Source organism: Sphingomonas sp. DBB INV C78, assembly GCF_042693015.1.
Classification (GTDB): domain Bacteria; phylum Pseudomonadota; class Alphaproteobacteria; order Sphingomonadales; family Sphingomonadaceae; genus Sphingomonas_E.
This window is the reverse complement of the sequence record NZ_CP170544.1, coordinates 1,107,187-1,131,232: the sequence shown is the minus strand read 5'-3', so window position 1 is coordinate 1,131,232 and position 24,046 is coordinate 1,107,187. Positions and strand designations below refer to the sequence as shown.

Here is a 24,046-nt window from a genome sequence, read left to right as displayed (position 1 = left end):
TAGATTGGCAATAACGAACATAAATACGGGCAAATAATAAAGGTCGCGTCACAAGGGGTAGAACAGCGATCCGGCCAGGAGGCCGGCGAGGGAGCGCCATGTCAGGGGGAACGTTGGCGGGCAGATCTGCTTGGCTGGTGAGCACGCTTGGGCTTGCTGCACTGGTTGTAGCGGTATTTGCCCTGCTCGTGCTGGGGATCGGCGGAGCCGGCGTCAGTGCGCCCGCAGTGGCATCCACCTCATCGCGATCGAGCGCGGCCATGCATCTTGGCGTGGCGTCCTGTTCGGGCTCCACCTGCCACGGCCGCAGCGAGAATGACGGCACCGTCGTCCGCCAGGACGAACTCATGCGCTGGCAGGAAGAATCCTCCCCCTCGGGCGCGCACAGCCGCGCCTATCGCATCCTTTCCGAACCGCGCAGCCAGGCGATCGCGCAGCGGCTCGGCCTCGGCTCGGCGACGAGCGCCCCGATGTGCCTCGGCTGCCATGCCGATCCCGCCGCTGCCGGCCAGACCGGCCCGCGCTTCCAGATCGGCGACGGCGTCGGCTGTGAAGCCTGCCATGGCGGCTCGTCCAACTGGATTTCGAGCCATTATGCCGTCGGCGCGACCCATCAGGGCAATGTCGCGGCTGGCCTCTATCCGCTGACCAACCCACGCGCGCGCGCCGAAAAATGCCTCGATTGCCATTTCGGCAGCGACCGCCCCGGCCAGTTCGTCAATCACCGCATCATGGCCGCCGGCCACCCGCGCGTGTCGTTCGAGCTCGACCTCTTCTCGACGCTCCAGCAGCATCATGACGAAGACGCCGATTATGTCCGCCGCAAGGGCAAGGTCAGCAATGTCCGGATGTGGGCGGTCGGCCAGGCCGCGGCGCTCCAGCGCGCGCTGTCGCTCTATTCCAACGCCAAGATCGGCCAGGACGGCATCTTCCCCGAATTCTATTTCTTCGATTGCCACACCTGCCATCGCCAGATTTCGGACGAGGCGAATTTCCGCGCGACCTGGACGCCCAATCCGGGCCGCCCGATCCCGTCCGGCATGCCCGCCTTCAACGACGAGAACATGATCATGCTGAGCGCCGCGGCGCGGGCGGCAGCGCCCTCGCTCGCCGGCCGGCTCGATGCCGAGAGCCGCGCCTTCCACGCCGCGCTCGCCACCGATCGCGCCTCGGCCATCCGCGCCGCCGCGAAACTCCGCGCCACCGCCGAGGCACTGGCCAACAGCTTCGCCGGCACCGAATTCACCCGCGCGCAGACCTTCGCGATCGTCGATGCGGTCACCTCCAATGCGATCGCCGCGCGCTACACCGATTATGAAGGCAGCGTGCAGGCGGTGATGGCGACGGACACGTTGCTCAACGCGCTCGTCAATTCCGGCCAGGTGGGTGCGGGCTCGGCCACCGCCATCCGCGGCGACATCAACCGCGCTTATGCGGCGGTGCGCGATCCCAATGCTTACCGTCCCCTCGAATTCCGCGCCGCGCTTGGCCGGGCTGCCGGTGCGATAAGGGCCCTTCGCTGATGCTTCGTAGCCGTGTAACCGCGTTCCTCGGCGGCGCCTCGCTGCTCGTTTCCGCCTGTGGCGGCGGCGGTGGCAGCAGCACGCCCACCCCGACACCTACCCCCACGCCGACGCCCACCCCGACGACAAATTATGACGTGCCGGCGCAGGAAGCGCTGACGACGGCCGACGTCGAAGGGATATTGGCGCGCGCGATCGAGGAAGCCGCGGCGCGCGGCAAGCCGGCTGTGATCTCGGTCGTCGATCGCGTCGGCAATGTGCTCGCGGTCTATTCCATGGCCGGCGCACCGACGAGCCTCCAGATCAAATCCCCGCCCGGCGGCCGCACCGTCGCGCAGACCGATGTCGAGGACCGCACCTTCGCCAATGCCATCGCGGCGGGCGCGATCGCCAAGGCCGTCACCGGCGCCTATCTCTCGTCGGGTGGCAATGCCTTTTCGACCCGCACGGCCAGCGACATCGTTCAGGAGCATTTCCCGGTCTCGCCGGCGACGATCGGGCTGGAAAGCGGCCCGCTGTTTGGCGTGCAGTTCAGCCAGCTTCCCTGTTCCGATTTCTCGTCGCGCTTCACCGGTGCTGCCGGCGCGAATGCGATGATCGGGCCGAAGCGGTCGCCGCTGGGCCTCGCCGCCGATCCCGGCGGCATTCCGCTCTACAAGAATGGCGTGCTGGTGGGCGGCATCGGCGTCATGTCCGACAGTCTCTACAGCTATGATCCCAACTATCAGGATATCGACGCCGACCCGGACGAATTCATCGCGCTGGCGGCAAGCACCGGCTTCGCCCCGCCCGCGACGCTACTCAGCGGTCGCTTCACCCGGATCAGCGTCGACGGCACGCTCCTGAAATTCTCGGACGCGCTGGCGGCAGGGCTGCAGTTCACCGGCACCGCCCGCTCCTTCGCGTCGCTCAACGTCCCCGCCATCGGATCGCTGACCGCGGTGACTGGCTACACCAACGGCACGATCATCGCCGGCACGCCCTATGGCGCGGAAGCGTCGGGCATCCGCAAGTCGACGACGAGCGAGTTCAGCAACCCCGACGCCTTCGTCTTCACCGATGGCGCCGGTGGATTACGCTATCCGATCAAGGCCGCCACCGATGCCGGCGACGTCGCCCAGCCGCTCACCGCGGCCGAGGTGCGCGCGGTGCTGGAAGAAGCCTTCCAGATCATGACGCGCGCCCGCGCCCAGATCCGCAAGCCCGATGACAGCCGCGCCCAGGTCTCGCTCTCGGTAGTCGATACGCGCGGTTCGATCCTCGGCATCGTCCGCTCGCCGGATGCGCCGATCTTCGGTTCGGACGTGTCGGTGCAGAAGGCCCGCACCGCCGCCTTCTTCTCCAATGCGCAGGCCGGCGCCGATCTGCTGGCCGAACCCGGCCCGATCTCGCCGGCGGTAGCGCCCAACGTCACCGATGTCCGCTCCTATGTCGGCGCCGCGCGGACCTTCCTCAATGATCCGACCGCGCTGACGGGCAAGTCCGCCATCTCCGCGCGCTGGTTCGGCCTCCTTACCCGCCCCTATTTCCCGGATGGAGAGGTCGCCAAGCCGAACGGCCCCTTCTCGCAGCCGATCGGCAATTACAGCCCCTTCTCAACCGGCTTGCAGACGGCGTTGATCTTCACCAATCTCGCCCAGCATGTCCTGTTCGTGACGGGTCAGTCGGGCACCGACACCGCCCAGCGCTGCACCTTCCTGCCCGATCACGGGCCCAGCCAGAACCGGTTGCAGAACGGCATCCAGATCTTCCCCGGCGGCGTGCCGATCTACCGCGGCAATGTGCTGGTCGGCGCGGTCGGCATTTCGGGCGACGGTATCGACCAGGACGACATGATCTCGTTCCTGGGCACGCATAATGCCGGCCTGCGGGTCGGCGGCATCGGCAACGCGCTGCCCGCCGCACGCGCCAGCGCCATACCCTTCCCGTCCACCGGCGGCGGCTTCCTGCCTTATGTCCAGTGCCCGTTCGCACCTTTCCTGGGCAGCCAGGACCAGAATGTCTGCCAGGGGAAATAGCCGGTGGTGCTGATCTCCGCCTCGCTCGTTCAGTTTGCCGCGGTGATGGCCGGTGCCAACCCGCCGACGCTGCCGCCTGTCGATGCGTCGGGCGGGGACAATGGCCCGGCGGAGGTCAAGCAGACCGAGCCCGTGCTCGAACTGACCCAGGCGATGGTGGAAACGGCGCCCGGCGCGGACGCGCCCGCGCCGGTGGCGGAAGATCCGTCGGCCCCGACGCCGGAAGCTGCTGCCACGGAACCGCCGCCCACCGATGCCGCCAAGCCCGAGACTTTGGTGCTGACGCCGCAGGACAAGGCGGCGCTCGATGCGCAGGCCGGCATCAATGCCGAAGACGCGCTGATCGACGGTCGCCGCCGCCCCGGCATCCAGGAAAAGCTGCCCGAAGCGATCGTCCAGGAAAATGAAGGCGCGGTCCGCCCACCGCCGCCGGAAGCCTTTCCGGTCGATCAGTTCCCCGTTCCCGATCGCTGGCGGCTTGTGCAGGCGCTCTGCCCAGACAAGAATTTTCCTGGTGTTCAAGTTACTTGTAAGTCGATCTTCGACCCATATAATCAGAATTTCCTGAAGGGCGATCGTCCTATCGACTTGAAGTCGAAGCCCAAATGGCTGCCGATCACCGGCGATGACTGGTTCTTCGTGGTCAACGGCATTTCGGACACGGTGGTCGAGCCGCGCTCCTTCCCGCAGCCGATCAACCGCCAACTCAACGATCATCCGAACAATAATGACGTGTTCGGTCGCACCGAGAGCATCGTCGCGTCGCAGACCTTCATTTTCGGCGCATCGCTCGTCAAGGGCTCGACCGCTTACAAGCCGCCGAACGTCGAATATCGGGCGATTTTCGCTTACAATATCAACTATGTGAATGTCGGCGAGCGCCGCGTCCTCAACGTCAAGCCGTCGAAGAAGAGCGATCGTCTCGATTCCTTCCTGGGCGTCCAGGAACTCTTCATCGACTATCACTTCCGCAACGTATCGGACCGGTTCGATTTCGATTCCGTCCGCGTCGGCGTGCAGCCCTTCAACTTCGATTTTCGCGGCTTCCTGTTCCAGGACAACCAGCTCGGTGTCCGCTTCTTCGGCAACCGCGATAATAACCGCTTCCAATATAATATCGGCGCAATCTGGCGGCTGGAGAAAGACACAAATTCCGGCCTGAACAGCCTGATCGATTCGCCGCGCCAGGATTATATCTTCTACGCCAATGCCTTCCGGCAGGATTTCCCCCTGCCCGGCATCACCAGCCAGGTCAGCGCGACGCTCAACATCAATCGCGAAGACGAGCTGGAGATCGACGATAACGGCTTCCCGGTGCGCCCGGCCCTGCTCGGCACGCTTCGCCCCCGCCATTATGATGTCAGCTATCTCGGCTATTCGGCCGATGGGCGCATCGGCCGCATCAACGTCTCGGCCTCGCTCTATGGCGCGCTCGGCGAGGATCGGAACAGCATCTTCACCGACAAGCCAGCGGACATCCGTGCCTTCTTCGGCGCGGCAGAGCTTAGCTATGATTATGATTGGATGCGCTTCCGCCTGTCCGGTCTCTACGCCTCGGGCGATGGCGATCCTTATGACAATAAGGAAACCGGCTTCGACGCGATCTTCGAAAATCCGCTCTTTGCCGGCGCGGACACCAGCTACTGGATTCGCCAGACCATTCCCTTCGCGGGTGGCGGCCGCGTCATCGGCATCCAGGGGCGCAACGGCATCCTCAATTCGCTGCGCTCGTCCAAGGAACAGGGCCAGTCGAATTTCAACAATCCGGGCACGATGCTGCTCGGCGTCGGCGGCGATTTCGATCTGACCCCGCAATTCCGCGTCTCGGCCAACGTCAACCATCTCTGGTTCGAGAATACCGCGACACTGCGCGCGCTGCGCATCGAAGGCAGCATCCCGAAAGAGATCGGGTTCGATTATTCACTGGCCGCGATCTGGCGCCCGGCAGCGGTGCAGAATGCGGTGTTCCGCCTGTCGGGCGCAATCCTCGATCCGGGCAAGGGCTTTTCCGATCTCGTCACCAACAATCAGGGCGACAACCGTTATTATTCCGTCCTGTTCAACGCGATTTTGACATTCTGATGGGCATGGGGGCGAACATCCTGACGCGCGCGTCAAACCGCATGGGCCTGAACCGCATCGGCCTGGGGGCACTCGCGCTCGCCGCGGCCGTCGGCCTCTTCGGCGCCGCCCAGGGCCTCGCCTCTGAAGGCGAAAAGCCCCGCAACATCAAATATGCCTTCACGCCCCCGGCCCCGCAGAACCAGGGCTGGCCGGAAGCGGACAGCAAGAGCGCGGGCTGCGTCTCCTGCCACACCGCCAGCGATCAGAAGACGATGCACCGCTCGCCCGCCGTCGTGCTCGGCTGCGTCGATTGCCATGGCGGCGATGCGACGGTGATGGGCAATGCGGCGCTGCCGCACAATGCGCCCGAGTATGTCGCCGCGCGCGACAAGGCGCACGTCCTGCCCCGTTATCCGGAGAGCTGGCACTGGCCCTCCTCGGCCAATCCCAAGCGCAGCTACACGCTCCTCAACCGCGAAGCGCCGGAATATGTGCGCTTCGTCAACCCGTCCGACTATCGCGTCGCGCGTGAGGCGTGCGGCGCCTGCCACATGGAAGTCATTGAGGCGGCCGAACGCTCGCTGATGGCGACGGGCGCGATGCTGTGGGGCGGCGGCGCCTATAATAACGGCATCGTCCCCTACAAGAATTACATGTTTGGGGAGGCTTATACGCGCGACGGCCAGCCCGCGCAGATCAAGTCGCCCGGCTCGCCCCCCGGCACCGTGACGGAGGCCGAGGCCAAGCGCGGCGCGATCGCCACCATGTATCCGCTGCCGACCTGGCACGTCATCCCGCCGGGCGACATCTTCCGCGTGTTCGAACGCGGCGGCCGCAATATCGGCACGCAATTCCCGGAAATCGGCCTGCCCAATATCGGCGGCACCATCCAGCGGCTCGAGGAGCCCGGCCGCCCCGATCTTCGCCAGTCGAACCGCGGCCCCGGCACGGGTCTGCGCGTGGCGATCCCGGTGCTCAACATCCACAAGACGCGTCTCAACGATCCGTTCATGTGGTTCATGGGCACCAACGATCAGCCGGGCGATTATCGCAACTCGGGCTGCGCGGGCTGCCACGTGGTCTATGCCAATGATCGCGAGCCGCGCCACAGCCTGACCTGGGCGAAATATGGCCGCGACGGCCAGACCGCGACGGTCGATCCGACGATCGCCAACAAGCTCGAGCCCGAGCATGGCGATGACGGCCATGGCGGCGGTCATGGCGATGCCAAGGCGGCCGAACATGGCGAGGACCACAGCGCGCTCAAGACCAAGGCGAACAAGGGCGGCGGCGCGGACAGCGTGCCGCATCCGATCGGCACCGGTGCCAAGGAGAAGGGTCACCCCATCCAGCACGCCTTCACACGCGCGATCCCGACGGCGCAGTGCATGAACTGCCACATGCACCAGCCCAACATCTTCCTGAACTCCTATCTCGGCTACACGATGTGGGACTATGAGTCCGACGCGCCCCTGATGTGGCCGAACCCGGAAAACCCGCTGCCGCCTCCGCACGGCAAGCCCGCCGACTATTACAAGAAGCAGAAATATCCGACCGCGGCCGAGGTTCACGCGGTGCTCGATCGCAACCCGGAGGGCGCGTCTCCCCGCGGCCTGTGGGCGGACGTCGATTTCCTCCGCAACGTCTATGACAATGTGAATTTGCGGGCGAAGGACACCCAGTTCGCCGATTATCACGGCCATGGCTGGAACTTCCGCGCCATCTTCAAGCGCGATCGCGAAGGCAATCTGCTCGACGCCTCCGGTAACATCGTCAAGTCGGACGATCCGGAGAAATTCCGCCTCTACCGCAAGAATGCGGGCGGCCAGTTCGTCGACGAACATGGCAATGTCGTCGATCCGTCCGATCCGGATCTCGATCTCAAGGCCAAGAAGCTCTTCGCCGATGTCGGCGAACAGCCCGGCAAGGCGATCCACATGATGGATATCCACGCCGAAAAGGGCCTGCAGTGCGCCGATTGCCACTTCGCGCAGGACAGCCACGGCAACGGCCTGATCTATGGCGAGGTCGCCAACGCGATCGAAATCGGCTGCAAGGATTGCCACGGCACCGCCGACGCCTATCCGACCCTGCTCACCTCTGGCCCCGCCGCGCGGCCGGGCGGCAATAATCTGTCGCTGCTCCGCAATTGGGATGGCAAGCGCCGCTTCGAGTGGGTGGAGAAAGGCGGCCAGCGCGTCCTCATCCAGCGCTCGATCGTCGATCCCAAGCTCGAATGGGAAGTCAGCCTCGTCAAGGATGCGGTGACCGAGGGCAATCCGCATTTCAACCTGAAGGCCGCGCGCGCCAAGCTGATGTCGAAGGAAGGTGCCGAAACCGGCAAATATGCTTTCGGCCCCGGCGTCGCGATGGAGGATCGCGCGCACAAGGACCCGGACATGGCCTGCTTCACGTGCCACCTGTCCTGGACGACATCGTGCGGTGGCTGCCATTTGCCGATCGAGGCGAACTGGAAGACCAGCAGCCACAAATATGATGGCATCGAGACGCGCAACTTCGCTACCTACAACCCGCAGGTCGCGCGCGACGAGATGTTCCAGCTCGGCCGCCACCAGACCACCAAGGGCAACCAGATCGCGCCGGTCCGGTCGACCTCCGCGCTGGTGCTGTCGTCGACCAACATCAATCGCGAGCGGATCTATATCCAGCAGCCGCCGATCTCGGCGATCGGCTTCTCGTCCCAGGCCTTCGCCCCGCACTTCCCGCACACCGTGCGCAAGAATGAGACGAAGACCTGCACCGACTGCCATTTGTCGGCCGCGAACGACAATAATGCGATCATGACGCAGACGCTGCTGCTCGGCACCAACTTCGTCAATTTCGTCGGCATGAACGCATGGACGGGCCTCGAAGGCGGCTTCCAGGCGATCCGCGTGACGGAGTGGGACGAGCCGCAGGCGGTGATCGGCTCCTACCTCCACAAATATGCCTATCCCGATTACTGGAAGGCGCATCAGGATCATGGCCGCGAACTGATCGAATGGCGCCGCGGCAAGCGCTTCGACAAGAAATTGTCGGGCGAGACCCACGCCATGGAGGAGTTCGCCAACACCCACCAGGGCACCTCGGATGGCGTCCGCTGCCTCCAGCTCCGCGGCGAATATATGTTCGTGGCACAGGGCAAGGGCGGGTTCGAGGCCTATGACGTCGCCTCGATCGCCAACAAGGGCTTCTCCGAACGGATCATCCGCGCGCCGGTCTCGCCGCTCGGCCAGGATCTCCAGATCAAGTCGCCCAATGCCACCTGCATGGCGATCCCGACGATGCAGGCGATCGCGCCGACCCGGAACACCGAGGAGCTGCGCAAGCTCAACCAGGAACAGCCCTTCCACCCGATCTATCACTATGCCTTCGTGACGGATGCGGTGGAGGGCCTGATCGTCGTCAATGTCGACACGCTGGCCGATGGCGAGCCGCGCAACAACTTCTTCAAGCGCGATGCGGTGTGGAACGAGAATGGGGTGCTGAAGGGCGCCCGCCACATCACGCTCGGCGGCCATTACGCTTATATCACCGCCGATGCCGGCCTGGTCGTGGTCAATATCGACGATCCGCTGAACCCGAAGCTTTCGGCGGTGCTACCGGTGCGCGACGCCCGCGCGTCCGCCATCCAGTTCCGCTACCTCTGGGTGTCGAGCGCGGACGGCGTGCTGCTGTTCGATGTCACCAACCTCGCCTTGCCCCGGCCGATCCCGGAAGCAACGGTGCCGCTCGCCAACCCGCAGCGCATCTATCTGGCCCGCACCTATGCCTATGTCGCGGCCAAGCAGGACGGGCTCGTCATCCTCGACATCAAGAACCCGGAAAAGCCAGCGATCTTCCAGAAGGTCACTTTCGCCGGCACCGCGCACGAACTGAACGATGCTGAGGATGTCGTGGTCGGCACCACCAACGCCTCGCTCTTCGCTTATGTCGCGGACGGGCGGAACGGCATGAAGGTGCTGCAACTCACCTCGCCGGCGAGCCAGCCCAATTTCTACGGCTTCTCGCCCGCGCCGGTGCCGGAACTGATCGCCTGGGCCAAGACCAATTCGCCCGCGCTCGCCATGTCGAAGGGCCTCGATCGCGACCGCGCTGTCGATGAAAGCGGTGGCCAGATGGCCATCTTCGGCCGCTTGGGCTCGCGCCCGTTCACCCGGCCGGAGATGGAGCGGCTGTTCCTCAACCGGAAGGGCTTCCCCTACAAGGTCGTCGACACGCCGTCCTTCACCGATTGGCTGCCGGTGCGACGGGCGGCGCGCTAACTAAATCGAGACGGCGGGAGCAGGTTTGCTCTCGCCCCGCTCCCTCAGCGCCTAGGCCGCATCCTCGTCCGCCTCGACGATCCTTGCGTGGGCGAGGCTGTCTCCCTGCGTATGGATCAAAGCGACGCGCTTCAATCGCTTGTGGCGGAATGGCGCCTCGTCGCTGTCCAGCGATGGGTCCGCAATCATGATCAGCGCATCGAACGCGCTGCGGGCGCTGCGCAATTCGTTCAGGATCGACAGCAGTTCGCGCGACGTGATCTTCGTCCCGCCCTCACTGTCGGGCGACTGCTTCTCGATGATCCGGTGGAGCGCCTCGACGATCGCCAGGGTCGGGTGCAGTTTCTCGATCGACGAAGTGACGGGATGGGATCGCGTGCCGGCCAGCGCCAGGAAGGGATCGATCGCCCCCGGCCCAAAGGCCCGCTCGACATTGGCGAGCGTCACGGCATCCATATTGGTCGCCCGGTTGCGGGCATTCTTGACCGTCCCGGCCGAACAGGAGATCCGCTCCGCCAATTGGCTGTCGCTCAAGCCATGGGTCTGCTGGATTCGCCGGACGATCAGTGAAACCGCCTCCCGATAGGCGCTGTTGGATACCGGCGATCTGGCGCTGTCTCGCATGCCACCCTCCGCAAAGGCCCTCGCCGTCAAGGCATGACGGCAGGTCGAGCGCCGCGCAAGACTTTGCGCGATGATCCGGACATCCGGCAAAGACCTTATCCCGCCCTGGCAGCTATTGCGCCGGGCACTATGGATCTTGATCGCCGCCGCTTTCTGTTCGCATCGTCCGCGCTCCTCGCGGGCGCAGTCGACACCGCCTGTGAGTCCGCCTCGATGCTGGCGCAGACCGCAATGCCGGCAACGCCTCCTGTGGTGAAGCTTCCCGCCGGCCTTGCCCCGGATCTGCTGGCTCAGGCCCGCGCCGCGATGGATCGGCACAGCGAAATCCGCAACCGCAATCGCCTGGCGCTGGTCGATTTCAACGCCGCCTCTTCGGCACCGCGCTTCCACCTTGTCGATCTGATCAGCGGAAAGACCGACTCCTATCTGGTCGCCCATGGCAGCGGATCGGACCCCGATCATAGCGGCTGGCTCGAACGCTTTTCGAACCAGCCCGGATCGAACGCGTCATCCTCCGGCGCGTTCGTGACAAGCTCTTATTATGTCGGAAAGCACGGCCCGTCGCAGCGCCTGATCGGCCTCGACCCCACCAACAACAACGCCCTTTCCCGTGCGATCGTCGTTCATGGCGCATGGTATGCGGAACCGGGCATCGCCACGGCACGCGGCAAATTGGGTCGAAGCCAGGGCTGTTTCGCCGTCGGCGACAGCGTCAAGACCGAAGTCATGGCCAAGCTGGGCGAGAACACGCTGATTTACGCCAGCAAGCTCAGCTGAATTAGGCGGCATGAACGAATTCGGGTAGCGACTGCCGGGGCTGCATCCGCATAATCTGCCGAATTCCTGCCTGTCGGGACGCAACGGCTTTGCAGACATCCATCCCCGTTTCCGTCATCCCGGACTTGTTCCGGGGTAAGTCCGGGGTGACGAAAAGGTCGTGTCCGCCTTCCCCGGCTAAGCCGAGGTTAGACGCTCCGGCACGGCCTCCCGAAACCCGACGGTCGATCACCATCGAAATTCCCACCCCGCCTAGAAAAAACTCAAGGAACCCGCCCCGGCTGGCGGGACGGGCTCCTTCCAAAGTCAGGCCTAGGAACCCTTCTTCGCGGCCATCGCCGCATGATGCTCGGCCTGCGAGATCGTGCCGTCCTTGTCGGCGTCGGCCTTTGCAAACCAGGCTGATTTCTTGGCCATATATTCGTCCGCGGAAATCTGGCCATCGCCATTGGTGTCGGCCGATTTCCACTTGGCCGCATGATCGCCGGCTTCGGCGGCCGAAATCTGGCCGTTGCCGTCCTTGTCCATCTTGGTCCAATCGGCCTTGGCCGAGGCATCGAATTCGGCCTTGCTGACCTTGCCGTCGCCATTGGCGTCGGCGGTATTCGCGTCACCAGCCAGAGCCGGAACGGCCATGGTCAGGGCGGCGCAGGCAAGGATCGCTGCATATTTCATGTGTCTCTCCTGTCGATAGATTGGTCGCAGGCCGCGCATTTCCCTGCGCGATTTTCCACACGACCCCGCATCAACCAGCGGAGAGCGCAAAATATCCTATAATTCGTGTCGGCGAACGCGAAATCGCCTGCCGGCGCCGATCACTCCACGGTGACGGACTTGGCGAGGTTCCGCGGCTGATCGACATCCGTGCCCTTCGCGACCGCGACATGATAGGCCAGCAACTGCACCGGCACGGCATAGACGAGTGGGGCGATCAACGGATGGACCAGCGGCATCTCGATCGTCGCGACAGTGCCCTCGCCCGCCGCCGCGATGCCCGCCGCGTCGGAAATCAGCACCACCTTGCCGCCGCGCGCCTGCACCTCCTGCATGTTCGACACGGTCTTGTCGAACAGCGGCCCTGAAGGCGCGATCACGATCACCGGCACATGCTCGTCGATCAAGGCGATCGGCCCATGCTTCATCTCGCCCGCCGCATAACCTTCGGCGTGAATGTAACTGATTTCCTTGAGTTTTAGCGCGCCTTCCAGTGCCATCGGATAATCCGGCCCGCGACCGAGATAGAGCACGTCGCGCGCCTTGGCGATCAGCGGCGCCAGCGCCTCGATATCCTGGTCATGGGCGAGTGCCGCGTTCATCGCCGCCGGTGCCTCGGCAAGATGGCGGACGATCTCCTGCTCGTCTTCCTTGTTCATCCGCCCCTTGGCGCGGGCGAAATTGGCGGCCAGCGCGGCCAGCACCGCCAACTGGCAAGTGAAGGCCTTGGTCGAAGCCACGCCGATCTCCGGCCCGGCATGGGTGGGCAGCAGCAGGTCCGCCTCGCGCGCCATCGAACTCGTCGGCACATTGACGACAACGGCAATCTTCTGCCCGGCAGATCGGGCGTGTCGCAGCGCCGCAAGCGTGTCCGCCGTCTCCCCGGACTGGCTAATGAACAGGGCCAGCCCGCCTTCCTCCAGCACCGGCTCGCGATAACGGAATTCGGATGCGACATCGAGATCGACCGGAACCCGCGCAAACTGCTCGAACCAGTATTTTGCGACCATGCCAGCGTAAAAGCTCGTCCCGCAGGCGACGATCGTGACGCGGCGGATCTGGGCGAAATCGAATTCGGGGATCGGCAGCGCCACTTCGCCGGCCAGCGGGCGGAGGTAGGAGCCCAGCGTCTGCGCCACCACCACCGGCTGCTCAAAGATCTCCTTCTGCATGAAATGGCGGTGATTGCCCTTGTCGATCAGCGCCCCGGTCAAGCCGGAAAGCGTCGCCTCGCGCTTTACCACCTCGTTGTCACGGTCATGGATCGTCACGGCGTCGCGAGTCAGCACCGCCCAGTCGCCCTCTTCCAGATAGGCGATCTTCTGGGTGAGCGGCGCCAGCGCGAGCGCATCCGACCCCAAATAGGTCTCACCCTCGCCATAGCCGACAACCAGAGGCGCACCGAGCCGGGCGCCGATCAGAAGGTCGGGGTGGCTGCGGAACAGGAAGGCAAGCGCGAACGCGCCATGCAGACGCGGCAACACCACCTTCACGGCTTCCTCGGGGCTCACGCCGCGCTGGAGCTCGCGGTCGACCAGATGGGCCACCACCTCGGTATCGGTCTGGCTGGCGAAGGTGCGTCCCTCCGCTATCAGTTCGTCGCGCAAAGGCTTGAAATTCTCGATGATACCGTTGTGGACCAGCGTCACCTCGCCGACGATGTGCGGATGCGCATTGTCCTCGGTCGGCGCGCCATGCGTCGCCCAACGGGTGTGGGCGATGCCGACGGTTCCAGTGAGCGGCGTCGCCGCCAGCTTCTTCGCCAGATTGTCCAGCTTGCCCTCGGCACGCTGTCGATCGAGCACGCCATCATGCACCGTCGCGATGCCGGAAGAGTCATAGCCGCGATACTCCAGCCGCCTCAGCCCGGCCAGCAGCCGGTCCGCCACATCTTCACGCCCGATGATACCGATGATGCCGCACATAGATGCTCGCTCGTCCCCGCATTCTTGATTGTAACCAGGCGCGGCGTCAGCCGGCCTTCTTCTTCGCCATGGCCGCGCGGAACCTTGCCGCCCAGCCCGGCTTCACCTCCTGCGCCCCGCGCGCCACGCCCAGCGCATCGGCGGGCACGTCGCGCGTCACCACCGATCCCGCGCCGATGATCGCGCCGTCGCCGATCGCCACCGGAGCCACCAGCGCGCTGTTCGATCCGATGAACGCGCCGGCGCCGATCTTCGTCGGATATTTGAAATATCCGTCATAATTGCAGGTGATCGTGCCCGCACCGATATTGGCGCCCTCGCCAACCTCGGCATCGCCCAGATAGGTAAGGTGGTTGGCCTTTGCACCCTTGCCGAGCTTCGCCTTCTTCATCTCGACGAAATTGCCGACCTTGGCCTTTTCACCCACGTCAGCACCAGGGCGCAGCCGGGCATAAGGTCCGATCTCCGCGCCCTCGCCCACGGTCGCACCCTCGATATGGGAAAAGCCGTGGATGCTGACGCGATCGCCGATCGTGACGCCGGGACCGAAGAAAACCTGCGGTTCTACAACCACATCACGGCCGATCTTCGTATCATGGCTGAACCACACCGTCTCCGGCGCAATCAGCGTGGCGCCATCGGCCATCGCCAGTGCACGCCGCCGCTGCTGCCATTCGGCCTCAACCGCAGCCAGTTCGGCGCGACTGTTGACGCCGGCGACTTCCCAGGCCTCGGCCTCGATCACCGCCGAACGCCGCCTGTCGGCCAACGCCAGCATCACCACGTCGGGCAAATAATATTCTCCCGCTGCATTGTCGTTGCCGACGCGCGCGAGCAGTGCCCACAGATCCTTGGCGCGAACCGCCATCAGGCCGGAATTGCAGAGCGTTACCGCCCGTTCCTCGGGCGTCGCATCCTTATATTCCACCATCTTGGCGATCACGCCGTCGTCCGCGATGATCCGGCCATAAGCCAGCGGATCGGCGGGGCGGAAACCCAGCACCACGCATGCCGGCGCATCGGCCGCATCGAGCCGGTCGAGCATCCGCGCCATCGTCTCGGGCCGCACCAGCGGAACATCGCCGTAGAGCACGAGAACGTCACCGTCGAAATCCAACAGCGCCGGCTCGGCCTGTTGGACTGCATGGCCGGTGCCGAGTTGCGGCTCCTGCACCACCACCGCGATTTCAGTCTCGACCTGGCTCTCGACCTGCTCCCGCCCTGCACCGACGACAACCACCTTCGCCACCGGCCCCAACGCATCCACCGAAGCCAGCAAATGGCTCAGCATCGGCCGCCCCGCGATCGGGTGGAGCACCTTGTGAAGATCGGATTTCATCCGCGTCCCCTTGCCGGCGGCAAGGATCACGGCAGCGAACGGGCGGGATGACGCGCGGGCAGTGTCGATCATGGCCGCTCCCTGCCACAGCATGCTTGCCAACGCCATAAGCCTCAGGCGAAAGGGATCGCATGACCGATTTTCCCTTCGCCGTCGTCGCCTTCGATCTCGATGGCACGCTTGCCGACACCGCGCCGGATCTCACCTCCGCGCTTAACCACGCGCTAGGCCAACTCGGCCGCCCGCCGATCGCGGCGGAAGAGGTGCGCCACATGGTCGGCCACGGCGCCCGCGCGCTGCTGCGCAAGGGGCTGGCTGCTACCGGCGACGTCAGCGAGGATCTGATCGAGCAGGGTTTCCCTATCTTCCTCGAATATTATGAAGCGCATATCGCCGATCACACCCGCCCCTTCGAAGGGCTGGAGGCAGCGCTGGACCAACTCGCCGCACGCGGGGTGAAGCTCGCCGTCTGCACCAACAAACTCGAAGGGCTGAGCCGCGAACTGATCGACACGCTCGGCTGGAACCACCGTTTCGTTTCGCTCGTCGGGGGCGACACGCTCCCGGTCCGCAAGCCTGATCCGGCTCCCTTGTTCGAGGCGATCGCCCGCGCCGGCGGCGGCCGCGCTGCCTTTGTCGGCGATTCGATCACCGACACCGATACAGCGCGCGCGGCCGGCATCCCCTGCGTCGCCGTGACCTTCGGTTTCTCGGATCGCCCCGCTAATCAGCTTGGCGCGGACGCGCTGATCGACCATTTTGATGATCTGATACCGGCACTTGAGCGCCTCGGCGGTTAAAGCGCAGCAATCTTAATTCACTGAATGGCACGTGTAACAAACCCGCCATAGGATGCGGACATGCCTGCACCTGCACCGATCCGCATTCTCTTTTCCCTTCTCGCTGCCGGTGCCGGATTCGGCCTGGCCTGGGCGCTTGGCGCCGGGGGTGAGCCTGCCGGGCTGACGGCCGCCATTGCTGCGCTGGGCGCATGGTTCGCCTGGCACACCTCCACTCCTGAAAGCACCCGTCAGCCGGAGCCGGAGGAGACGCCGCAACCCAGCCTCGAAGAGGTGATGGAGGCGATCGACGATCCCATGCTGCTGGTCAGTGGCCAGATCGTCACGATCGCCAACAGCGCTGCCCGTCTGATCCTCGGCGATCATATCGTCGGCGAAGACGTCCGCCTTGCCATCCGTCATCCCGCTGCCACCGATCGCCTGACACTGCGGGGTGCCGAGACCGACGCCGTCGATGAAGCACCGGTCGAACTGATCGGCCTCGGCGAGCGCGAACGGCGCTGGGAACTCGTCGTCCACCCCATCTGGGGCCGCGGGTTACTGGTCCGCCTCGCCGACCGCACCGGTACCCACGCCGCGGAAAAGATGCGCGTCGATTTCGTCGCCAATGCCAGCCACGAACTCCGCACCCCGCTCGCCACCCTGCTAGGCTTCATCGAGACGCTGGAGGACGGAAAGGCGGCCGAGGATGCCGCCACCCGCGGCCGCTTCCTAAAGATCATGTTTGGCGAGGCCAAGCGGATGCAGCGGCTGGTCGAGGATCTGATGTCGCTGTCGCGGATCGAGGCGGAGAAATATTCGCTGCCGCAGACGCCGATCACTCTCACGCCTTTGATCGCCGAAGTACGCGGCGCGCTCCACAATGGCATCCAGCCCGATGAGGAGCGCGTGATCGTCGAGGTCGCTGCAGATGTCCCGCCTATTGCCGGCGATCGGGCGCAGATCTCGCAACTTCTCCACAACATCATCGGCAACGCCCTGAAATATGGTCGCGCCGGTTCGCCGGTCCGCGTCTCGGTCAAGCCGGCATCCGGCAACATGGTCCGTGTGTCGGTGCGCGACGAGGGCGAAGGCATACCTACCGAACATATCCCGCGACTCACCGAACGATTCTATCGAGTCGATCCTGGTCGCAGCCGCGCGCTTGGCGGCACCGGACTCGGCCTCGCCATCGTGAAACATATCGTCGAGCGTCATCGCGGCCGCCTGGAAATCCACAGCGAAGTTGGCCGTGGCACCGTCGTCAGCGTGCTTCTGCCTGCTGCAACCGCTCCCGCGCCAGGGGGCGTGTCATCAAAGAGTCACGCAAGTGTCACAGAGGGCACGCCGAACCGCACTAGCGCGCAAATCGACCCGGCTTGATGCCGGCTTCGAGGGAGGACGAATTGGCCAGAGTTCATTTCATGATCGGGATCGCCGCACTGGCGCTCGCCGGTTGCCAGAATCAGGGTGATACGGGCGGTGACGCCGGCGGCGCCGCGCGCGACCAGATCCGCGCCGTGGGCTCGTCGACGGTCTATCCGTTCACGACCGCCGTCGCTGAACAGTTCCCCCGCAAGTTCCCGTCCTTCAAGGCACCGATCGTCGAATCGACTGGCACCGGCGCGGGCCTGAAGCAGTTCTGCGAAGGCGTCGGCGCGCAATTTCCGGACGTCGCCAATGCCTCGCGCCGGATCAAGAAGTCCGAGCTTGAGGATTGCACGAAGAACGGGGTGACCGAGATCGTCGAGATCCAGGTCGGCATCGACGGCATCGCGTTGGGCGAAAGCAAGGCGGGCGCTGAAATGGCGCTGACCGAAGAGGATATCTACAAGGCGCTCGCCGCCAATCCCTATGGCAAGCCCAACACCGCCAAGACCTGGAAGGATGTGAACCCGGCATTGCCCGCGATCGCGATCAAGGTGTTCGGCCCGCCGCCGACCAGCGGCACGCGCGATGCCTTCGCCGAACTCATCCTCGACAAGGGCTGCAACGCCAATGCCGAGATGAAGGCGCTCAAGGACAGCGACAAGGACAAGCACAAGGAATTGTGCACCAAGGTCCGTGAAGACGGCGCCTATGTCGAATCGGGCGAGAACGACAATCTGATCGTGCAGAAGCTCGTCGCGAATCCGGATGCGCTCGGCATCTTCGGTTACAGCTTCCTCGAGGAAAATCTCGACAAGGTCCGCGGCGTCAAGCTGCAGGGTGTCGAGCCGACCTATGAGACGATCGCCAGCTACGAATATCCGGGCGCCCGCCCGCTCTACATCTACGTGAAGAGCGCGCATCTGAAGGCGATCCCGGGCCTCAAGGAATTCGTCGGCGAATATGCAAGCGCCTGGAACCCCGACGGCTATCTGAAGCGCCGCGGCCTCATCTCCGCGCCGGACGATGTCCGCGCGAAGAATCTCGAGATCGCGACGAAGCTGACGCCGATGGACCCGGCCTCGGTCAACTAAGCTCAACTCCGCTCCGGTTTCGGCCGGGGCGGCCCTTGTCACGATAGGGAAGGCCGCGCCTTGTCCACCCTTGCCATCCTGTTCCTGGTGTTGGGCCTCGGCCTCGTCGCGTGGTTTACCGCGCGTGCGAAGGCGGCGGGCTTCCAGCCGGTCAACGGGATCCGGCCGCACAGCCGGCCCAATCATCATGGCTGGTATGTCGCCCTCTGGGCGCTCGCACCGGCGCTGATCTTCATCGCGACCTGGAGCAATATCGCGCCGGGCCTGACCATGCGCGCGGCAATCGAAAGCCCGGCGGGCGCGGAACTGCCGCCGCCCGGCATGGAGCGCGCGGCGATCCTGTCCGAACTGCGCGGGCTTGCCGTCGGGCGCGTTCAGGGTGGCTTCTATCCGCAGGCGCAGGAGATGCTGCCCACCTACAAGGCCGCGCAGACCCGCTATGGCCTTGCCGGGGCCGCGCTCGCGGTGATCCTCGCGCTGGCCGGTGGGGCCTATGCCTTCACGCGGCTGCGCCCCGATTTCCGCGCCCGCACCCGCGTCGAACGCGTGGTGATGATCGGTCTGTTGGTCGCCTCGCTGATCGCGATCCTGACGACGATCGGCATCATCGCCTCGCTCCTGTTCGAAACCATGCGCTTCTTCGCCAAGGTGTCGCCGGTCGAATTCCTGTTCGGCACCACCTGGAGCCCGCAGACCGCGATGCGCGCGGATCAGGTCGGTTCGTCGGGTGCCTTCGGGGCGATCCCGCTCTTCTGGGGCACGATCTTCATCGGCGCGATCATCGCCATGATCGTCGCGATCCCGCTCGGGCTGATGAGCGCGATCTATCTCACCCAATATGCCGCGCCCAAGGTGCGTGCCTGGATGAAGCCGATCCTGGAGGTGCTCGCCGGCGTTCCCACCGTCGTCTACGGCTATTTCGCCGCGCTGACGGTGGCCCCCGCGATCCGCGATTTCGCCGCCTTCGTCGGCATCCCCGGCGCGTCATCGGAATCGGCGCTGGCCGCCGGTCTCGTCATGGGCATCATGATCATCCCCTTCGTCTCCTCGATGGCGGACGATTCGATCGCGGCCGTGCCGCAGGCGATGCGCGACGGCAGCCTGGCGATGGGCGCCACGACCTCCGAGACGATCCGCAAGGTGCTGGTCCCCGCCGCTCTCCCCGGCGTCGTCGGCGGCGTGCTGCTCGCCGTCAGCCGCGCGATCGGCGAAACCATGATCGTGGTGATGGCCGCCGGCCTTGCCGCCAACCTCACCGCCAATCCCTTCGCCAGCGTGACGACGGTGACGACCCAGATCGTCCAGTTGCTGACGGGCGACCAGGAATTCGACAGCCCGAAGACGCTTGCCGCCTTCGCGCTCGGCCTCGTCCTGTTCATCGTCACGCTGCTGCTTAACATCGTCGCACTGCGCGTCGTGAAGAAATATCGGGAAGCCTATGAATAGCCCCCTGCCCGCGACCGCGTCGCCGCGCGTGCCGACCGACTGGAAGGGCGCCGTGATGCAGAATCGCATCCGCCGTCGCTACGCCGCGGAACGCCGCTTCAAGCTGCTCGGCCTGTTCTCGATCCTGCTGTCGGCCGCCTTCCTCGCCTTCCTGCTGATCGTCATGGTCGGCAATGGCGCGCGCGGCTTTACCCAGACAGAGATCAAGCTGCCGATCGACTTCCCCAAGTCGTCGCTGATGCTCGACCCTGCCGCCCTCAAGGGCTTCGGCGCCGATAATGCACTCGCGGGTGCCGATATCGAAGGCGCGGTCGCCGGCGCGGCGGATGCGGCCTTCGGAGAGGGCGGTTCGCGCCTGCTCTCCGATGGCGCCTGGCTCACCGTGCGCAACGCAATCAAGGAAAAGCCCGAACTGCTCAGCGGCAAGGGCGATTTCTGGGTGCCCGCCGCCACTTCGATCGACCTCGCCGCCAAGGGCGATGCCACACCGGAGGCCGAGGCCGCGTACCAGAAGCTTAAGACAGCCGATGCGGTCAAGACGAGCATCAACCTCACCTTCCTGACCGCGGCCGACTCCACCGATCCGACGCTGGTCGGCATCTGGGGCGCACTCAAGGGATCGCTGGTGACGATGTTCGTCACGATCCTGATCGCCTTCCCGATCGGCGTCCTGTCCGCGCTCTATCTTGAGGAATATGCGCCGAGGAACGCCTGGACGGACCTGATCGAGGTTTCGATCAACAATCTCGCCGCGGTGCCGTCGATCATCTTCGGTCTGCTCGGCCTGGCTGTGTTCCTGAACTTCATGCACCTGCCGCGCTCGGCTCCTTTGGTCGGCGGCCTGACTCTGGCGCTGATGACGATGCCCGTCATCGTCATCGCCGGCCGCAACGCGATCAAGGCCGTTCCGCCGTCGATCCGTGATGCTGCGCTGGGCATCGGGGCGAGCCGCGTCCAGGTCGTGTTCCACCACGTCCTGCCGCTCGCTCTGCCCGGCATCCTTACCGGTACGATCATCGGCATGGCCCGCGCGCTGGGTGAAACCGCGCCGCTGCTGATGATCGGCATGCGCGCCTTCCTCGCTTCGCCGCCCGGCGGCATCACCGATCCGGCGACGGTGCTGCCGGTCCAGATCTTCCTCTGGTCGGACGAAGTCAGCCGCGGTTTCGTGGAAAAGACCTCCGCCGCCATCATTGTCCTGCTGGTGTTCCTGCTCGCCATGAACGGGCTCGCCATCTATCTCCGCAATCGCTTCGAAAGACGCTGGTAATGAACGATCATTCTCTCAACGAGATCGCTGCGCATCAGCACGTGGCGGATGGCGAGACGCTGAAGATGACGGCGCGCGACGTCAACGTCTTCTATGGCGCCAAACAAGCCATCAAGAACGTGTCGATCGACGTCACGCAGGAAAATGTGACTGCCTTCATCGGCCCGTCGGGCTGCGGCAAGTCCACCTTCCTGCGCACCTTGAACCGCATGAACGACACGGTTTCGTCGGCGCGGGTGGAAGGCGAGATCACGCTGGATGGTGAGAATATCTATGCGCCGTCGATGGACGTGGTGCAGCTCCGCGCCAGGGTCGGCATGGTGTTCCAGAAGCCCAACCCTTTCCCCAAGTCGATCTATGAAAATGTCGCTTACGGCCCCCGTATCCACGGGCTCGCCACGGCCAAGGCCGACATGGACCTGGTCGTGGAAAAATCCCTGAAGCGCGCCGGCCTGTGGGACGAGGTGAAGGACCGCCTTACCGACAGCGGCACCGCGCTTTCAGGTGGCCAGCAGCAGCGCCTCTGTATCGCTCGCGCCATCGCGGTCGATCCGGAAGTGATTCTGATGGATGAACCCTGCTCGGCGCTCGATCCGATCGCCACCGCCAAGATCGAGGAACTGATCCACGAACTGCGCGGCCGCTACGCGATCGTCATAGTCACCCACAACATGCAGCAGGCGGCCCGCGTGTCGCAACGCACCGCCTTTTTCCATCTCGGCACGCTCGTCGAATATGGCGACACGTCCGAGATCTTCACCAATCCCCGCGAAACGCGGACCAAGGATTACATCACCGGCCGTTACGGCTGAGGAGAGGCAGGCACATGGCCACTACCGGGCATACCGTTAAGGCATTCGACGAGGATCTCGGCCAGCTCCGCGCATTGGTCGCGGAAATGGGCGGCCGCGCCGAGGCTGCACTTGCTGGCTCGATCCAGGCGCTCGTGCGGCGCGACCTCGACGCCGCTGCGAAAATCGTCGAGGACGACAAGAAGATCGATACGCTCGAAGCCGAGATCGAACGCCAGGCGATCCGCCTCATCGCGCTGCGGGCGCCTATGGCGGACGATCTGCGCGACGTTCTCGCCGCGATGAAAATCTCGGGCGTGATCGAACGGATGGGCGATTATGCGAAGAATATCGCAAAGCGCGTCCCCGTCCTCAGCGACACGAAGGGGATCGAGCCGATCTCCATCCTGCCGGCGATGGCACGCTCGGTATCGGACATGGTTCATGCCGTGCTCGACGCTTTCGCGCGGCGCGATCCGGAAGGTGCGCTGCACGTCGCCGAAAGCGATCGCACGGTGGATGATTTCTACAACAGCATCTTCCGCGCGCTGCTCACGCACATGATGGAAAATCCGCACACCATCACCGCGTCCACGCACCTGCTGTTCATCGCGAAGAATCTCGAACGCATCGGCGATCACGCCACCAACGTCGCCGAGATGGTTTATTACGCCGCGACCGGCCAGCAGATGGCGGAACGCGCCAGGGGCGGCGACCCTCTCGCCGCCGAGGAGGAGTGATAAGCATGGCCCGTGCCCGCCTGCTGCTGGTCGAGGACGATGCCGCCCTCGCCGAATTGCTCGTCTGGCATTTCGAGCGTGAGGAGTTCGAGGTCGAACATACACCCGATGGCGAGGAAGCTTTGCTGCTCGCCCAGGAAAGCCCGCCCGATCTGGTGCTGCTCGACTGGATGATCGAAGGCCTGTCCGGCATCGAGGTCTGCCGTCGCCTGCGCCGTCTGCCCGATACCGCCAATGTGCCGATCATCATGCTCACCGCCCGCGGCGAGGAAGAGGATCGGGTCCGCGGTCTCGAAACGGGCGCCGATGACTATGTCACCAAGCCCTTTTCTCCGCGCGAGCTGGTCGCCCGCGTGGGTGCGGTGCTGCGCCGTGTCCGCCCGGCGCTCGCTGGTGAACGGCTGAACTATTCGGACATCGAGATGGACACAGTGAGCCACAAGGTCCGCCGCGACGGCGCGACCGTGCCGCTGGGGCCGACCGAGTTCCGCCTCCTCAAGCATTTCCTTGAGCATCCGGGCCGCGTCTTCTCGCGTGAGCGGCTGCTGGATTCGGTCTGGGGCCGCGACAGCGACATCGAGCCGCGCACGGTCGACGTCCACATCCGCCGCCTGCGCAAGGCGATCAACGATGGCGGTCGCCCCGACATCATCCGCACCGTCCGCTCCGCCGGTTACGCGCTGGACATGGAAGGGGCGCTCTGATCGCACTTCGCGTAGTCATATCATAACGCTGCTACGCATATCATCGACAGCCAGCTTCTCCTCATGCTAGCCCTCGGCTCAAAGGCATAAGGAGAGCTGGCATGAAGGCGACACCGGAACAGGTCCGCAAGGGGCTGGAAAATTATATTCGCGCCTGGGCGACCAAGGATAAGCAACTCCTCCTCGATACCTTCGCCGAAGATGGCGTGCTGGAAGATCCGGTCGGTACGCCCCCCTTCTCCGGCCACGCCAATATCGGCCGCTTCTGGGACTTCGCCTGGTCGGATAGCAGCCGCAAGGTGACGCCGGTGCTGGAGGAGATCCGCGCCTGCGGCGATCAGGGCATACTGCGCTTCACCATGCAGGTCCGCGTGCCCGATCAGAATGCCGGGCTCGACCTTTCCATCATCGAGCACGCCCAGTTCAATTCCGAAGGCAAGCTCTGCCATCTGCGTGCATTTTGGGACGAGAATTCCGTAGGACAGCCCGAAGGCATGGCCCTGTTCGCGCCCAATGTCGACGAAGCCTATCAGAGCTGACCGCCCCCTTCCCTTCACGTCAACCTTCGATTAGTTGACGTTCACGTAAGGCACGGGAGAGAGCGG

18 protein-coding genes are annotated in these 24,046 nt (G+C 64.6%); 14 read left to right on the top strand and 4 right to left on the bottom strand.

Features of this window, described 5'->3' with window-relative positions; translation table 11 throughout:
* Positions 1 to 98: 98 nt before the first annotated feature.
* Genes ACFB49_RS05475 through ACFB49_RS05460 form a run of 4 tightly spaced genes read left to right on the top strand, consistent with a single transcriptional unit; the run spans position 99 to position 9,870 of the window.
* Positions 99 to 1,523: a multiheme c-type cytochrome gene (locus ACFB49_RS05475; RefSeq protein WP_380876959.1), complete on the top strand. Its 1,425-nt coding sequence runs from the start codon at positions 99 to 101 to the stop codon at positions 1,521 to 1,523.
* Positions 1,523 to 3,541: a heme-binding protein gene (locus ACFB49_RS05470; RefSeq protein ID WP_380876956.1), complete on the top strand. Its 2,019-nt coding sequence runs from the start codon at positions 1,523 to 1,525 to the stop codon at positions 3,539 to 3,541. Before ACFB49_RS05475 ends, ACFB49_RS05470 begins: the two co-directional genes overlap by 1 nt.
* Before the next feature lie 6 nt (positions 3,542 to 3,547).
* Positions 3,548 to 5,623, top strand: a complete 2,076-nt coding sequence (locus ACFB49_RS05465; RefSeq protein ID WP_380879853.1) for a hypothetical protein — start codon at positions 3,548 to 3,550, stop codon at positions 5,621 to 5,623.
* Between the two features lie 5 nt (positions 5,624 to 5,628).
* Positions 5,629 to 9,870, top strand: coding sequence for a hypothetical protein (locus ACFB49_RS05460; protein WP_380879852.1), 4,242 nt, complete (start codon positions 5,629 to 5,631; stop codon positions 9,868 to 9,870).
* A gap of 51 nt (positions 9,871 to 9,921) precedes the next feature.
* On the opposite strand, the gene ACFB49_RS05455 is transcribed toward ACFB49_RS05460, so the two are convergent.
* Positions 9,922 to 10,494: an XRE family transcriptional regulator gene (locus ACFB49_RS05455; RefSeq protein WP_380876953.1), complete on the bottom strand. Its 573-nt coding sequence runs from the start codon at positions 10,492 to 10,494 to the stop codon at positions 9,922 to 9,924.
* 129 nt (positions 10,495 to 10,623) lie between these two features.
* On the opposite strand from ACFB49_RS05455, the gene ACFB49_RS05450 reads away from it, so the two are divergent.
* Complete coding sequence (locus ACFB49_RS05450) at positions 10,624 to 11,271, top strand: murein L,D-transpeptidase catalytic domain family protein (RefSeq protein WP_380876950.1); 648 nt, start codon at positions 10,624 to 10,626, stop codon at positions 11,269 to 11,271.
* Positions 11,272 to 11,583: 312 nt separating this feature from the next.
* On the opposite strand, the gene ACFB49_RS05445 is transcribed toward ACFB49_RS05450, so the two are convergent.
* The 3 genes from ACFB49_RS05445 to glmU all read right to left on the bottom strand — a co-directional run bounded on the left by ACFB49_RS05445 (position 11,584) and on the right by glmU (position 15,321).
* Positions 11,584 to 11,946 (bottom strand): EF-hand domain-containing protein, encoded by a 363-nt coding sequence (locus tag ACFB49_RS05445; RefSeq protein ID WP_380876948.1) that lies wholly within the window; start codon positions 11,944 to 11,946, stop codon positions 11,584 to 11,586.
* A 140-nt stretch (positions 11,947 to 12,086) separates the two neighbouring features.
* A complete protein-coding gene (gene glmS / locus ACFB49_RS05440) occupies positions 12,087 to 13,910 on the bottom strand; it encodes a glutamine--fructose-6-phosphate transaminase (isomerizing) (protein WP_380876945.1) in 1,824 nt (607 codons plus the stop codon).
* Between the two features lie 46 nt (positions 13,911 to 13,956).
* Positions 13,957 to 15,321, bottom strand: a complete 1,365-nt coding sequence (gene glmU / locus ACFB49_RS05435) for a bifunctional UDP-N-acetylglucosamine diphosphorylase/glucosamine-1-phosphate N-acetyltransferase GlmU (RefSeq protein ID WP_380876942.1) — start codon at positions 15,319 to 15,321, stop codon at positions 13,957 to 13,959.
* A gap of 59 nt (positions 15,322 to 15,380) precedes the next feature.
* On the opposite strand from glmU, the gene gph reads away from it, so the two are divergent.
* The 9 genes from gph to ACFB49_RS05390 all read left to right on the top strand — a co-directional run bounded on the left by gph (position 15,381) and on the right by ACFB49_RS05390 (position 23,980).
* Complete coding sequence (gene gph / locus ACFB49_RS05430; protein WP_380876940.1) at positions 15,381 to 16,049, top strand: phosphoglycolate phosphatase; 669 nt, start codon at positions 15,381 to 15,383, stop codon at positions 16,047 to 16,049.
* Positions 16,050 to 16,109: 60 nt separating this feature from the next.
* Positions 16,110 to 17,411, top strand: a complete 1,302-nt coding sequence (locus tag ACFB49_RS05425; protein WP_380876937.1) for an ATP-binding protein — start codon at positions 16,110 to 16,112, stop codon at positions 17,409 to 17,411.
* Between the two features lie 41 nt (positions 17,412 to 17,452).
* Positions 17,453 to 18,490 carry a substrate-binding domain-containing protein gene (locus ACFB49_RS05420; RefSeq protein WP_380879850.1) on the top strand — a complete coding sequence of 346 codons (1,038 nt, stop codon included), beginning with the start codon at positions 17,453 to 17,455 and terminating at the stop codon, positions 18,488 to 18,490.
* A 60-nt stretch (positions 18,491 to 18,550) separates the two neighbouring features.
* Positions 18,551 to 19,936: a phosphate ABC transporter permease subunit PstC gene (pstC, locus tag ACFB49_RS05415; RefSeq protein WP_380876934.1), complete on the top strand. Its 1,386-nt coding sequence runs from the start codon at positions 18,551 to 18,553 to the stop codon at positions 19,934 to 19,936.
* Positions 19,929 to 21,206, top strand: coding sequence for a phosphate ABC transporter permease PstA (gene pstA / locus ACFB49_RS05410; protein WP_380876931.1), 1,278 nt, complete (start codon positions 19,929 to 19,931; stop codon positions 21,204 to 21,206). Before pstC ends, pstA begins: the two co-directional genes overlap by 8 nt.
* Positions 21,207 to 21,271: 65 nt before the next feature.
* Positions 21,272 to 22,018 carry a phosphate ABC transporter ATP-binding protein PstB gene (gene pstB, locus ACFB49_RS05405; RefSeq protein ID WP_380879848.1) on the top strand — a complete coding sequence of 249 codons (747 nt, stop codon included), beginning with the start codon at positions 21,272 to 21,274 and terminating at the stop codon, positions 22,016 to 22,018.
* Between the two features lie 14 nt (positions 22,019 to 22,032).
* A complete protein-coding gene (gene phoU, locus ACFB49_RS05400) occupies positions 22,033 to 22,737 on the top strand; it encodes a phosphate signaling complex protein PhoU (protein ID WP_380876929.1) in 705 nt (234 codons plus the stop codon).
* A gap of 5 nt (positions 22,738 to 22,742) precedes the next feature.
* Complete coding sequence (gene phoB, locus ACFB49_RS05395; RefSeq protein WP_380876927.1) at positions 22,743 to 23,441, top strand: phosphate regulon transcriptional regulator PhoB; 699 nt, start codon at positions 22,743 to 22,745, stop codon at positions 23,439 to 23,441.
* A gap of 101 nt (positions 23,442 to 23,542) precedes the next feature.
* Positions 23,543 to 23,980: a nuclear transport factor 2 family protein gene (locus tag ACFB49_RS05390; RefSeq protein ID WP_380876925.1), complete on the top strand. Its 438-nt coding sequence runs from the start codon at positions 23,543 to 23,545 to the stop codon at positions 23,978 to 23,980.
* Positions 23,981 to 24,046: the final 66 nt, after the last annotated feature.

Coding starts and splice junctions, on each gene's coding strand:
- gph (WP_380876940.1), top strand. CDS start 15,381: ATGACCGATTTTCCCTTCGCCGTCGTCGCCTTCGATCTCGATGGCACG.
- ACFB49_RS05420 (WP_380879850.1), top strand. CDS start 17,453: ATGATCGGGATCGCCGCACTGGCGCTCGCCGGTTGCCAGAATCAGGGT.
- ACFB49_RS05455 (WP_380876953.1), bottom strand. CDS start 10,494: ATGCGAGACAGCGCCAGATCGCCGGTATCCAACAGCGCCTATCGGGAG.
- pstA (WP_380876931.1), top strand. CDS start 19,929: ATGAATAGCCCCCTGCCCGCGACCGCGTCGCCGCGCGTGCCGACCGAC.
- ACFB49_RS05460 (WP_380879852.1), top strand. CDS start 5,629: ATGGGGGCGAACATCCTGACGCGCGCGTCAAACCGCATGGGCCTGAAC.
- glmS (WP_380876945.1), bottom strand. CDS start 13,910: ATGTGCGGCATCATCGGTATCATCGGGCGTGAAGATGTGGCGGACCGG.
- ACFB49_RS05470 (WP_380876956.1), top strand. CDS start 1,523: ATGCTTCGTAGCCGTGTAACCGCGTTCCTCGGCGGCGCCTCGCTGCTC.
- ACFB49_RS05425 (WP_380876937.1), top strand. CDS start 16,110: ATGCCTGCACCTGCACCGATCCGCATTCTCTTTTCCCTTCTCGCTGCC.
- ACFB49_RS05390 (WP_380876925.1), top strand. CDS start 23,543: ATGAAGGCGACACCGGAACAGGTCCGCAAGGGGCTGGAAAATTATATT.
- ACFB49_RS05475 (WP_380876959.1), top strand. CDS start 99: ATGTCAGGGGGAACGTTGGCGGGCAGATCTGCTTGGCTGGTGAGCACG.
- ACFB49_RS05445 (WP_380876948.1), bottom strand. CDS start 11,946: ATGAAATATGCAGCGATCCTTGCCTGCGCCGCCCTGACCATGGCCGTT.
- pstB (WP_380879848.1), top strand. CDS start 21,272: ATGACGGCGCGCGACGTCAACGTCTTCTATGGCGCCAAACAAGCCATC.
- phoB (WP_380876927.1), top strand. CDS start 22,743: ATGGCCCGTGCCCGCCTGCTGCTGGTCGAGGACGATGCCGCCCTCGCC.
- ACFB49_RS05450 (WP_380876950.1), top strand. CDS start 10,624: ATGGATCTTGATCGCCGCCGCTTTCTGTTCGCATCGTCCGCGCTCCTC.
- phoU (WP_380876929.1), top strand. CDS start 22,033: ATGGCCACTACCGGGCATACCGTTAAGGCATTCGACGAGGATCTCGGC.
- glmU (WP_380876942.1), bottom strand. CDS start 15,321: ATGATCGACACTGCCCGCGCGTCATCCCGCCCGTTCGCTGCCGTGATC.